Source organism: Streptomyces sp. HNM0575 (assembly GCF_012726265.1).
Lineage (GTDB): Bacteria > Actinomycetota > Actinomycetes > Streptomycetales > Streptomycetaceae > Streptomyces.
On record NZ_JAASAG010000002.1, the window covers coordinates 872,082 to 884,272 of the forward strand.

The 12,191-nt window shown below is 72.0% G+C and carries 10 protein-coding genes; 7 read left to right on the forward strand and 3 right to left on the reverse strand.

The features are described from left to right. The first annotated feature begins 7 nt into the window (after positions 1-7). Positions 8-1,567, forward strand: a complete 1,560-nt coding sequence (locus HCC61_RS07740) for a hypothetical protein (RefSeq protein WP_169134441.1) — start codon at positions 8-10, stop codon at positions 1,565-1,567. Continuing rightward, on the forward strand, positions 1,564-2,787 hold the full coding sequence (locus tag HCC61_RS07745) for a GNAT family N-acetyltransferase (protein WP_169134442.1): 1,224 nt from the start codon (positions 1,564-1,566) through the stop codon (positions 2,785-2,787). Before HCC61_RS07740 ends, HCC61_RS07745 begins: the two co-directional genes overlap by 4 nt. A gap of 82 nt (positions 2,788-2,869) precedes the next feature. Here HCC61_RS07745 and HCC61_RS07750 read toward each other — a convergent pair whose 3' ends face one another. Further along, the gene (locus tag HCC61_RS07750) at positions 2,870-4,231 is read right to left on the reverse strand and encodes a glycosyl hydrolase (protein WP_169134443.1); all 1,362 of its coding nucleotides are present in this window, start codon (positions 4,229-4,231) and stop codon (positions 2,870-2,872) included. 144 nt (positions 4,232-4,375) lie between these two features. Between HCC61_RS07750 and HCC61_RS07755 the strand changes: the two genes are divergently transcribed. Further along, positions 4,376-5,857: an ATP-grasp domain-containing protein gene (locus HCC61_RS07755; protein ID WP_206322162.1), complete on the forward strand. Its 1,482-nt coding sequence runs from the start codon at positions 4,376-4,378 to the stop codon at positions 5,855-5,857. Next, on the forward strand, positions 5,842-7,137 hold the full coding sequence (locus tag HCC61_RS07760) for an NAD(P)-binding domain-containing protein (protein WP_169134444.1): 1,296 nt from the start codon (positions 5,842-5,844) through the stop codon (positions 7,135-7,137). The genes HCC61_RS07755 and HCC61_RS07760 overlap by 16 nt, the downstream gene beginning before the upstream one ends. A gap of 92 nt (positions 7,138-7,229) precedes the next feature. Here HCC61_RS07760 and mqnE read toward each other — a convergent pair whose 3' ends face one another. Both mqnE and HCC61_RS07770 read right to left on the reverse strand, forming a co-directional pair. Further along, positions 7,230-8,396, reverse strand: a complete 1,167-nt coding sequence (gene mqnE, locus HCC61_RS07765; RefSeq protein WP_169134445.1) for an aminofutalosine synthase MqnE — start codon at positions 8,394-8,396, stop codon at positions 7,230-7,232. An 82-nt stretch (positions 8,397-8,478) separates the two neighbouring features. Continuing rightward, positions 8,479-8,934 (reverse strand): Lrp/AsnC family transcriptional regulator, encoded by a 456-nt coding sequence (locus HCC61_RS07770; protein WP_169134446.1) that lies wholly within the window; start codon positions 8,932-8,934, stop codon positions 8,479-8,481. Between the two features lie 400 nt (positions 8,935-9,334). On the opposite strand from HCC61_RS07770, the gene HCC61_RS07775 reads away from it, so the two are divergent. The 3 genes from HCC61_RS07775 to HCC61_RS07785 all read left to right on the forward strand — a co-directional run bounded on the left by HCC61_RS07775 (position 9,335) and on the right by HCC61_RS07785 (position 12,180). Beyond that, positions 9,335-10,021 (forward strand): UbiX family flavin prenyltransferase, encoded by a 687-nt coding sequence (locus tag HCC61_RS07775; RefSeq protein WP_169134447.1) that lies wholly within the window; start codon positions 9,335-9,337, stop codon positions 10,019-10,021. Positions 10,022-10,072: 51 nt separating this feature from the next. Then, a complete protein-coding gene (locus HCC61_RS07780; protein WP_240968545.1) occupies positions 10,073-11,407 on the forward strand; it encodes a hypothetical protein in 1,335 nt (444 codons plus the stop codon). A gap of 146 nt (positions 11,408-11,553) precedes the next feature. Then, the gene (locus tag HCC61_RS07785; RefSeq protein ID WP_169134448.1) at positions 11,554-12,180 is read left to right on the forward strand and encodes a rhomboid family intramembrane serine protease; all 627 of its coding nucleotides are present in this window, start codon (positions 11,554-11,556) and stop codon (positions 12,178-12,180) included. Positions 12,181-12,191 lie beyond the last annotated feature (11 nt).

A 12,191-nucleotide genomic window follows, 5' to 3' on the forward strand; every position in this document is an offset into this window, starting at 1 on the left:
TTCTGCCATGCGCAAGGCCGCACAGGGATCGGCCAAGTCCCCCGACGCGGGCGGCTCGGCACGTACGAAACAGTCCAGACGCGAAGCCCGCCGGGGAAGGCCCGGCGGCTCCGCACCCGCCGAAGCGGAAGACGGGGCGAAGGAGGAGGTCGAGAAGGAAATGAAGGAGGAGACGACGGAGAACGCGACGTCCGGCGCGACGACGAGGAGCGATGACGAGGTGAGACCGAGGCCCGGCGGTACGGCCCCGAAGACGCACACCACCGACACCCCCGCGGGCACCGGCAAGGACGGCGCGGACGCGGCGGAGGGGAAGGCCGGTACGGACGCTCAGACAGGTACGGAGACGAAGTCCGCCACGGACACCAAGGCCGGTACGGAGACGAAGTCCGGGCAGGAGAGCGGCAACCCGGCCGCGGGTTCCCGTCCCGCCGCCGGAGCAGCATCCGGCACCGCCGAGCCGGTCGGCGCCCGGAAGGACACGGCCGGGACGGAGGCCGTCAAGACCCAGACCTTCAAGGCGACTTCGGCCGCGGGTGGCAAGGACGGCCCCGGCGCCGGAACCCCTATCGGCACGAGCCCGAAGACCGCCTCGCTCACCCGGACCACCCCGCTGCGCGCCAACGCCCTTACGGGGAACGGCGGTCGAGGCGGCACCTCCCCCTCGCGCACATCCGCGCCCGGAGCCACCGGCACGACCACGAGCACGAGCACCGGCACGCGTACGGGCACCGGCACGCGTACGGACACGGTGGCCGCCCGTGACACCCGGGCACGCACCCGCCCGGGCGTCCGCAGCCCCGTCCCGGAGCCCGCGAAGCCCCGTCGCCCCAGGCTGTCCCGGCGCCTGATGGCGGGACTGCGCCGCGTGCCCTTCTGGTGGCCGCTGCCGCTGTGCCTGGCACTGGGAGCAGGAGCGGGAGCCGGCTACTCGGCGATGACGCCCGCGCAGTACGCAGCGGTCAGCTATGTCGTGGTCTCGCCCGCCGGTCAGTCGGAGGCGGGGGGCGCGCTCGGTTACGCACAGGCATACGGCAAGATCGCCACGGACCCGGTGATCATCGCGGACGCCGAGAAGCGGGCCCATCTGCGCCCCGGCACGATCCGCCAGGGCATCCAGGCCAGCACCTCGCCGGACGCGCCCATGGTGCAGATCACGGCGACCTCGTCCAACGCGTCGCAGGCCGCGAAGAACGCCGACGCCGTCGCCAAGGCCCTCACGCACACGGCCAAGTCGTCGGTGAAGCGGACCGGCGCACGGCTCACCGTGCTCTCCGACTCCATGGCTCCCGCGACTCCGGTGTCTCCGTCCCCGGTGGTCGCGATCTCCGTGGGCGCCTGCGCGGGCGGGCTGCTTGGCGGGCTCGTACTGCTCACGCTCCCGCGGTCGCGCCGCCGTCCGGAGACCGCCACCGCGGCTCCCGCGGTCTCCTCCGGGACCTACGCCGAGACCTCCGCGGCTTCCGCGTCCGCCGGAACCCCCGCGACCTCCGCGTCCCCCGCGACCTCCGCGTCCCCCGAGACCTCCGCGCCCGCCGCGACCCCCGGGACGGAGCAGCGGCGATGACCTCGGCGACGGTCTGCCGCGATCCGGCCGAGTTCGGCGAACTGGCCCGCGAGTGGGAGGAGTTGCGCCGCCGCAGCCCCGGCGCCACGACCTTCCAGTCGCATGCGTGGCTCCACTCCTGGTGGCAGTCGTACGGAAGGAGGGGGCGGCTGCGCGTCGTCCTCGTACGCAGCGAGGGCCGGCTCGTCGCCGCCGCCCCGATGATGCTCACCCACCGGCCGCTGCCCGCGCTGGTGGTGCTCGGCGGCGGCATCACGGACTTCTGCGACGTGCTGTTCGACGCCGAGTTCCCCGGTGCGGCGGCGTGCCTCGCGGCGGCCCTGCACCGGGCGGCCCGCGGGGCACTGATCGACCTGCGCGAGGTGCGTCCCGGTGCCGCGGCCGAGCAGGTCTACGACGTGTGGCCGGGCATCGGGCGGCGGCTCGCGGACTCCGCGTGCCTCGAACTCCCCGGCGTCCCCATGGAGGAGCTGCTGGAACGGCTGCCGACGGCCAGCGCCAAGCGCACCCGGCAGAAGCTCCGCAAGATCGACAAGATGGGGATCAAGGAGCACGACGTGCTGCCTTCCGAGGCGGCCGAGGCCGTACGCACCCTGCTGCACCTGCACGAGTTGCAGTGGAAGGGCCGCGGCGTGACGCCCGAGCACCTGCGGCCGCGCTTCCGCGCGCACCTTGAACGCACCGTCGAGCGGCTGACGGAGAGCGGCGACGCGACGATCACCGTGTACCGGATCGACGACGCTGCCGTCGCCTCGGACATCACGTTCGTCAGCCGCGACATGGTCTGCGGCTATCTCTACGGCGCACATCCGCGGCTGCGGTCGCAGCGGGTGGACATCACCACCATGCTGCTGCGGCACGCGGCCGGGCACGCCGACGCCAAGGGATGCGGAACGCTCAACCTGCTGCGGGGCGCGGAACCGCACAAGTTGAGATGGCAGGCCGAATCGGTGGCCAACCGGCGGCTGATCATGACCCGCAGGGAGATGGCTCCGGCGCTGGGCCTGCATCTGGCGCAGATCGCGGGACGGGGTCTCGCGGCGGGTGCGGTACGCAGGGGACGGGACGCGGAGTGGCTGCGGCGCATCCTGCCCGGCGGCCCGGAGGGTACGGCCCACGCTCCGGGACCGGGCCAGGGCGCCGCTTCGGGATCCGGTTCGGGATCCGGTTCGGGATCCGGCTCGTCGGCGGGAGCGGCAGCGGAACGGGAGCGGGCCTAGCCGACGTTCCGACGTGTTCCACATGCCACGCGGGCGCCTCCCTCCGGGGGCGCCCGCGTTCCGTCTCCGTACCAGTCCCGTACTAGTCCCTGAAGCCCCACCTGTCCGGCAGCACCTTGTCGAACCGTACGCAGAAGTCACCGACCACGAAGCAGTGCTCGTACCACGGAATGCGGCGCCCCGGTTCCGTCGGCACGGGCACCGCGGTGCGCGAGGGCGAAGGCGTGGGCGGCACGGGAGCGGTGGACGCGGTGGGCGGTGCCGACGGGGTCCCGCTCGCGCCGGGCGACGGCGAGGGCGCGGCCCCCTCCGCCGCCCCGCTCCGTGCGAAGAGCGCGGCCCGGAAGGTCTCGGCGGAGGCGGGGTTGTGCGGGCACTGCCACACGCCGTGCGGGCAGTAGTCGGTGAGCGTCTGGTACAGCGGCTTGTGGCGGTCGAACCAGTCGAGCATCCGCCGCACGTACTCCGGGTTGTCGCCGTTGCGGAAGAGTCCCCACTCCGGGTAGGAGACGGCCTTGCCGTGCTGCCTGGCGAAGTCGACCTGGGCCTGGAGTCCGAGCGGTTCGTTCACCTGCTCATCGAAGGACCGGCCCTCGGGCTGGTCGTAGGTGTCCATTCCGATCACGTCGACGACGTCATCGCCGGGGTAGCACTCCGTCCACGGGAAGGCGTCCTTGCCGCGGCTCGGCGCGAAGTCGAAACGGAACTTCTGCCCTGCGACCGACCGCATGGCGGCGACGGCTCGCCGCCAGTACGCCTTCCACGCCTCCGGGTCGGGCCCGCAACGGTGCGAGTACGTAAGGCCGTTCATCTCCCAGCCGAGCACGATCACGGTGTCCGGCGCCTTCTGCCGTACCAGGCGCTCGGCGAGGGTGCGGAAGTGGGCGTCGAAGCGGCCGTCCGCGCCCGCACGCAGCAGCGACCGGACCTCGTGGTCGGGCAGACCGGCCTCGTTGCGCTCCAGCATCGGCACGTTGAGCACGAAGAGCCGGTCCTTGCGGGCCTGCCGCCACTGCGTCCAGGGAGTCAGGAACTCGGGCCGGCCCTCGATGTTGGACCACCGGTCGCCGGGCAGATAGGTGTGGGCGACGTTCAGTTCCGTACCGCCGAGCCAGTTCTGAAACTGCGTCATGCGCTGCACTCCGTCGGCGCCGGAGCGGAGGAACGCGCCCAGCGGCGCGAGCGGTGCCGCCGCGGAGCGCAGTGCGGGGGCGCCCGCCCCCGCGTCGCCGCCGGAAGCAGAACCCGTGCCGGTGCTCGGAGCGGGGGTCGGGGTGGGGGCCGCCTCGCCGGGGCCGCCGACGGTCGAGGCGACGCTGCGGATGAACGATTCCGTCTCGAAGTCGGGCAGATTCACCGGCAGGACGCTACAGGAGGCCAGCAGCCCGGCGGCCAGGACGGCGCCGCACGCTCCTTTGTATCCGCGGCGGTTGGGACTTCCCATGGCTCCTCCAGGTATGCCGTCGTTGTCCTCGGCCGCGAAACACGCATTTGAGACCTCACCGCTCGGGACGGCTCGGTGCGGTCTGATAGGCCAATGGGGATATTTTCTCCCTGTTCGCCCTATTCATGATGCAAGGACATACCCATGCCGTCGTTCGACACGGAAGTCCCCGTCCTGCTGCTCCGGCTCGATCCCAATCCGTTCCACCACGGAACGCTGGGCGCCATCCGGTCCTTGGGGCGTACGGGAATCGAGGTGCACGTCGCGGAGGCGGCACCGGGACCTGTGGACCGCTCCCGGTTCGTGCACCGGGTGCATTCGCTGCCGCCGGACGGCACTTCGGACGCGGAACTCGAGAGGGCCCTGTGCCGCGTCTCGGACGCGATCGGCGCACCCGCCGTGCTCATCGCACTCGACGACCGGGGCGCGATCGCCGTGGCCGCGCTGGCGGACCGGCTGCGCGAGCGCTTCCTGCTCCCGGCGACGGCTCCCGGACTGCCCGCCCGCGTCGCCGACAAGGCCGAACTCGCCGAACTATGCGCCGCGGCCGGAATCTCACACCCCGTCACCGTCACGCCCGGCAGCGCGGCGGAGGCGGCGCGTGAGGCGGCGCTGCTGGGGCTTCCCGCGGTCGCGAAGTGGAGCCGTCCATGGCTGCTGCCGAAGGGCATGCGCAGCACGACGCTCGTACGCACTCCCGCCGACGCCTCCGAGTTGTACGAGCGCAGCGCTCACGCCGGCAGCCGGCTGCTGTTGCAGCAGCGGCTGAGCGGCGGGCGCGGAACGGACTGGTTCTTCCACGGCTACGCCGACGGCGAGGGCGGGTTCCTCGTGGGCGGCGCCGGCCGCAAGGAGCGCTCCTGGCCGCCCCGTACGGGCCTGACGGCGGTCGGCACTTGGCTCGCCAACCGCGAGGTGGAGGACGCGGCGGCGCGGCTGGCCGCACAGGTCGGCTACCGCGGAATCCTCGACCTCGACTTCCGCTTCGACCCGGTCACCGGCTCGTACCACCTGCTCGACTTCAATCCGCGGCCCGGCGCGCAGTTCCGGCTCTTCACGGACGAGGACGGGCTGGACGTCGTAAGGGCGCAGCATCTGCACCTGACGGGGCGTCCGGTGCCGCGGCAGGGCGACGGGCAGGGGCGGGTGTTCGTGGCGGAGAACTACGCGCTGCTGTCGGCGCTCGTGGCGGGCGCCTCGCTGGTCGGCGAGCTGCTGCGGGCGGGGCGGGGGCGGACGGCGCGGCGCGAGGAGGGGGAGCACGGGACCCCGCTGCCGCTGCGGCTCCGGCTCCAACTCCGGCTCCGGGTCTGGCTGCGGCTTGGGCTTGGGCTGGGGCTCCGCCTGCCCCTGGGCGGGCGGGGACGGCGGGGACATGGGCGCGCCGGCGCCGGACGGGGCGTCGAGCGTGCCTGGTTCGCGCTGGACGATCCGCGGCCGTTCTTCGCGATGGCCGGCGCCTGGTTCGTACGCGGCGCCCTCAAGGTCTGGCATCGCGTCGGTTCCGTAAGGGCGGCGCTGCCCGCCGCGGCGCCGGGGCTGCCGGCCGCAGCGCACTTCCGAACCACTCGTGACGAGCGATCAGTGCAAGATCAGAGAGAAGGAAACGCATGTACGACCTCGTAGTGGTGGGCGCAGGCCCCTACGGCCTTTCCATCGCCTCGCACGCCGCGGCCGCCGGACTCAACCTGCGCGTCCTAGGCCGTCCCATGGCCTCGTGGCGCGACCACATGCCACAGGGCATGTACCTCAAGTCCGAGCCCTGGTCCTCCAACCTCTCGGACCCGGCCGGTACGCACACGCTCGCCGCCTACTGCTCCGCGCGCGGCATCACGGTGGAGCACGGACGGCCGCTGCCGCTCGGCACGTTCACCGAGTACGGGCAGTGGTTCGGCCGGCGGGCCGCGCCGCCGGCCGACGAGCAGACGGTGACGTCCGTCGTGCCGTGCGCGCGCGGCTTCCGCGTGGAGACGGCCGAGGGCGAGGTGCTGGTGACCCGTACCGTCGTCGTCGCCGTCGGCGTCATGCCGTTCGTGCACAAGCCGGGACCGCTGCGGAAGCTGCCGCCCGCGCTCGTCTCGCACAGCAGCCACCACCAGGACCTGAGCCGTTTCAAGGACAGGGACGTCACGGTGGTCGGCGCGGGGCAGGCGGCCCTGGAGACCGCGGCGCTGCTCGCCGAGGAGGGCGCGCACGTGAGGGTCGTCGCCCGCGCCGACCGCATCAACTGGAACTCCCCGCCGCAGCCCCTCCAGCGCACCCTGCTCAAGGCGATCCGCGATCCGCACTGCGGGCTGGGCACCGGCTGGCCGAGCTGGGTCTTCTCCGAGATCCCCTGGGCGGTACGGAAGCTTCCGGCGCCGCTCAGACAGCACATCGCGCGTACGGCGCTGGGCCCGGCCGGTGCGTGGTGGCTGCGCGACCGCTTCGAGTTCGCGGTGCCGGTGCTGCTCAGCAGCCGGCTCAGCGCCGCGGAGCAGGTGGGCGAACAGGTGCGGCTGCGGCTGGAGTCGGCCGACGGCGTCGTGCGCACGGTGCAGACGGACCACGTGGTGGCGGCGACCGGTTTCACCCCGCGGCTGGCACGGCTGTCGATGCTGGACACCTCGGTGCGCAGCATCCTGCACCGGGTCGGCTCCAGCGACGCCCCCGAACTCAACGCCAGGTTCGAGTCGTCGCACCCCGGACTCTTCTTTACGGGCCTGCTGGCGACCCCGTCGTTCGGGCCGTCCATGCGCTTCGTGTACGGGGCGACCTTCGCGGCGAACCGCGTGGTGCAGGGAGTGAAGCGGCGGCTGGCCGAGCCCAGGCTGGCGACCGTGCCGCACGCCGCCCGCGCCCGGACCACCGAACAGCACCGCGCGGACGGCCAGTTGACGGGAGAGCCCGCGCCCGCCCGCCGCTGACCGGAACGAAAACGTCCCCTGAGCGGAACGGAACTCCACGGGCCCCGCCCGCCGCGCTGTGCCGCGCGGCCGGCGGGGCCCGTGGCGCCGCGTCAGATGCGCATGGGCTGGGGCGATTCGCGGCGCTCCGGGTCGGGCCCCTCGTACTCGCGGATGACCTCGTAGCGGGTGTTGCGCTCCATGGGCCTGAAGCCGGCGTCGCGGATCAGGTCGAGCAGGTCCTCGCGGGTGAGCTTGTCGGGCGTCCCGTAGTTGTCCGCGTCGTGAGTGATCTTGTACTCGACGACGGAGCCGTCCATGTCGTCCGCGCCGTGCTGGAGCGCGAGTTGGGCGGTCTGCACGCCGTGCATGACCCAGAAGACCTTCACGTGCGGCACGTTGTCGAAGAGCAGACGCGAGACCGCGAACGTCTTCAGCGCCTCCGCGCCGGAGGCCATCGTGGTGCGCGCCTGGAGGGTGTTGCGCACCTTGCCGTCCTGCATGTCGACGAAGTCGTGCTGGTAGCGCAGCGGGATGAAGACCTGGAAACCGCCGGTCTCGTCCTGGAGTTCACGCAGCCGCAGCACGTGGTCCACGCGGTGGCGGCGCTCCTCGATGTGCCCGTACAGCATCGTGCACGGCGTCTTGAGGCCCTTCTGGTGCGCGAGGCGGTGGATGCGCGACCAGTCCTCCCAGTGGGTGTCGTGGTCGACGATGTGCTGCCGTACGTCCCAGTCGAAGATCTCGGCGCCGCCGCCCGTGAGGGACTCCAGACCGGAGTCGATGAGGACGTCGAGGATCTCGCTCGCGTCCATCCCGGAGATCTTCTCGAAGTGGTGGATCTCGGTGGCGGTGAACGCCTTCAGCGAGACCGTCTCCGGCAGCGCCTCCTTGAGGGCGCTCAGCGAACGCGGGTAGTAGCGCCAAGGCAGCGTCGGATGCAGGCCGTTGACGATGTGCAGCTCGGTGAGGTTGTCGCCCTCCATCGCCTTGGCGAGCTTCACCGCCTCCTCGATGCGCATCGTGTACGCGTCCTTCTCCCCCGGCTTGCGCTGGAAGGAGCAGTACGCGCAGGACGCGGTGCACACGTTGGTCATGTTGAGGTGGCGGTTGATGTTGAAGTGGACGACGTCGCCGTTCTTGCGCGTCCGCACCTCGTGGGCGAGGCCGCCGAGCCAGGACAGGTCGTCGCACTCGTACAGGGCGATGCCGTCCTCGCGGGTCAGCCGCTCGCCTGCGCGGACCTTCTCCTCCAGCTCGCGCTTGAGCCCAGAGTCCATGCGTCGCCCTCCTAAGATTTCTGCTTCGAGCGCCTTTGTGAGCCTACTCCCCGCTCACGCGGGCCCGCGGACCGGCCGCGGGTCAGGCTTCGTCGGGCAGATCGGTGACCCGGTTCTCCCACTTGGTGGAGAGCACGACCGTCGTACGCGTACGGGAGACGCCCTTCGTGCCGGAGAGCCGGCGGATGAGGGACTCCAGCGCGTCCACGTCGGACGCGCGCGCCTTGAGCATGAACGAGTCGTCGCCCGCGATGAACCAGCAGTCCTCGACCTCGTTCAGCTCGCGCAGCCGGGCCGCGACGTCCTCGTGGTCGGTGGCGTCGGTGAGCTGGATGCCGATGAGGGCCGTGACGCCGAGGCCCAGCGACTTGGCGTCGACCGTCGCGCGGTAGCCGGTGATCACGCCGGCGGTCTCCAGGCGGTTGATGCGGTCGGTGACGCTGGGCCCGGACAGGCCGACGAGCCGGCCCAGTTCGGCATAGGAGGCCCTGCCGTTCTCCCGCAGCGCCTGGATGAGCTGCCTGTCCACCGCGTCCATGGGTCCTGGTGCCTCCGTTGCCGAATATGAAGGCCCCCCGCGCCTGTGCCGGGGAAGGGCGCCGGGGACCGCCCGCCGGGCGGGGACCCGGCTTCTTCGCCGGTGGCCGGGGAACCGTGGGCTCCGCGAAATCTCCGGTAACGAATCTAAGGCATGGGGAGCGCTCGCCCTCAGAGACCTCTCCTCAAGGGGCCTTCTCGGCACCTCATGGGGTCGTGAGCGCACTCCGGGCCCCGGCGAGGACTCCCGCGAGGCGTCGCCGTACGCGAGGTGATCCGCAAGAGACCGGGCCTGACCGCAAGGGGTCGGGCCGGACCGCAAGGGGTCGGGCCGGACCGCAAGAGGCCGGGCCCGACCCGTGGCTCCGCCGTCGCCGGTGCCCACGCGTAGGCTCGTCGGCGTGACGGATACGAACGGAGCCCGCACGCCGCGCAGGCCCTGGATCGTCGGCGTCTCCGGCGCCTCGGGCACGCCGTACGCGGCGGCCGTACTGCGTGCGCTGCTGCACGCCGGCGAGGACGTCGACCTCGTCGTCAGCCGTGCCGCGCGGCTCACGGTCCTCGACGAGACGGGGCACCCCTTCCGCGACGCGCACGCGCACGAGGACCTGCGCCGCTGGCTGTCCGCCGGCGCCGACGGCACGCCCGACGCCTTCGACCCGGACGTCTCGTCCGTACGGCACTGGGCCGCCGGGGACCTCGCCGCGGGACCGTCCTCCGGCTCGTATCCCGCACGCGGGATGATCGTGGTGCCCGCGAGCACCGCGTGCGTGGCCGGAGTCGCCCTCGGGCTCTCGAAGGACCTGCTCCAGCGGGCGGCCTCGGTGACGCTGAAGGAGCGCAGGCCGCTGGTCGTGGCCGTACGTGAGACGCCCCTGCACGGGCAGACGCTCAGACATCTCGTCTCCCTCGACGACGCGGGAGCGGTGGTGCTGCCGGCGTCCCCCGGCTTCTACGCGGGCGGCAGCACGGCGCAGCAGCTGGTCGACTTCGTCGCCGGGCGCGCGCTGGACGCGGCGGGCGTACCGCACAAGCTCTACCGGCGCTGGGAGGGCGAGTTGGGGAGCGCGCGGGCCGGAGAGGCCTAGGTCTGCGGATGCGACTGGCGTGACGGGCCCGTTGTGCGGTTGGCTCGGCGCATGCAGTTCTTCCGTCCGCCGTCCGCGCCCTCCGGGGCCGCTTCCCGTACGGCGCGTGCCACCCGTACGACCCTTAGCACCCGTACGACCCTTAGCACCCGTACCACCGGCCGCGGCTCCCGCACGGCTCGTCGCGCCGCTCTCACCGTCGGCTGCGCCGCGCTGCTCGCCGTCTCCGTCTCCGCGTGCAGCTCGGCGGAGCACCTGACCACCGGCATGAAGGTGCGGAACGCCGTCCTGAAGCTGGGCGACCAGCCGGCCGCCACCGTCGTCGCCTCGGTCGACGGATCGCCGCGTCAGGCCCGCGAGTTCCTCACGAAGGCCCGCGGCGGGGGCGGGAAGCACCGGGTCTCGAAGAAGGACGCGTTCAGGCTGGCGCGTGCCGAGCTGACCCTGTCGGCAGGTACGGGCGACGAGGAGGAGAAGACGCCGCTGAAGGAGATGCCGCGGTCCGACGCCGCGAACGTGGCGGCGGCGCTGAACTTCGGCGGGAAGGACGTCGCGGGGATCAAGTCCGTCGACGACAAGCTCTATCTCAAGGCGGACCTGCCCCTGCTGGTCGACGAGACCCGGGGCTCCGAGGACGCTCAGGACAAGGCCGAGGAGATCGTGGACCTCGCCGACGACCTGCCCTCGACGCTCGGGGCGGCACAGGACGCGCTCAAGGGCGAGTGGGTGCGTGCGGATCCCGCGGCGTTCGACGACTTCGCGCACGCCGCCCAGATTCTGGCGGAGCGGCAGCGGGCCGCGCAGGAGAAGAAGGCGGACGAGAAGAGCCACGAAAAGGGTGACGAGAAGGGCGACGGCAAGAGCGCAAAGCAGGACGAAGGCGACAAAAAGGGCGGGAAGGACGGGCCGCGCGACCAGGCCGAGCGCGCCCGCGAGATCCGCGACGCGATCACCGTCGGCTCGGCGCTCGACGGCCAGTCGCAGCGCGAGTTCGTCAACCGGGTCCAGGAACTGCTGCGTAAGCACGCGGAGTTCGACGCCAAGGGGGAGCGCGGCGGCGCGGAGCGCGTACGGATGACGCTGCCGGGCCACAAGGCGGCGAAGGACCTGGTCGGGGCTCTGCGCCCGCTGGGTGCGGAGATCGATCCGAAGCGGGTGCCCGACGGCGACATCGCGGCCGACCTGTCGATCCGGCGGGGCCAGCTCACCTCGCTCACTCTCGACCTCGGGCAGTTCACGCGCGGCGACGCCCACCTGCCGCTGAGCCTGGAGTTCAGCGGCGGCGACGCGGTCGCCGTGACCGCGCCGGGCGGCACGAAGGAGCTTCAGCCGCAGGACCTGGTGGCCGCGATGATGTACGGCGCTCTGGGCACGGAGAAGTTCTGACGTCATCCTTGGACGTGTGGAGTTCCCGCAGCGCGGAACTCCACATGCGGTGTGCCACGTTTCCAAGGTGTTCACGAGGTCCACGAAGTCGAGGTCCGCGAGGTCACAGCATCGGCTCCGCTCACTGTCTCTCAGGGGGAGACTCGATGGCGTACAGATCAGGCTCCGGCATCAACAGCACCAGCGACAGGTCTCCGCGGCGCACCGCATGGCCCGCGGCCAAGCTGATCCTGTTCTGGGTGGCGCTGCTGTGGGTGCTGGAGTTCGTCGACCAGGCGACGGGCAATTCGCTCGACACCTTCGGGATCATCCCGCGCAGGGAGGGCGAGCTGGTCGACGTGATCCCGGCGGCCTTCATGCACTTCGGCTTCGGCCATCTCATCGCGAACACGCTGCCGCTGCTCGTCCTCGGCTTCCTCGCGGCGCTGCGCGGCACCGGGCGCTTCCTGGCCGTCGCCTTCACGATCATCGTCGTCAGCGGCCTGGGCGTATGGCTCGTCGCACCGGACGGCAGCAATACGGCGGGAGCCTCCGGCCTGATCTTCGGGCTCTTCGGCTATCTGCTCGTGCGCGGCTTCGTGGACCGGCGCATCACGGACGTGGCGCTCGGCGGCGTCGTCGCCGTGCTGTACGGCTCGATCCTGTGGGGCGTGCTGCCCACCGAGAGCGGAGTCTCCTGGCAGGGGCATCTGTTCGGGCTGATCGGCGGGGTCGTCGCGGCCTTCATGACCTCGTCGGCCCGTGCGGGGGGCGCAAAGCCGGACTGGCACTGAGCGCGGTCCGT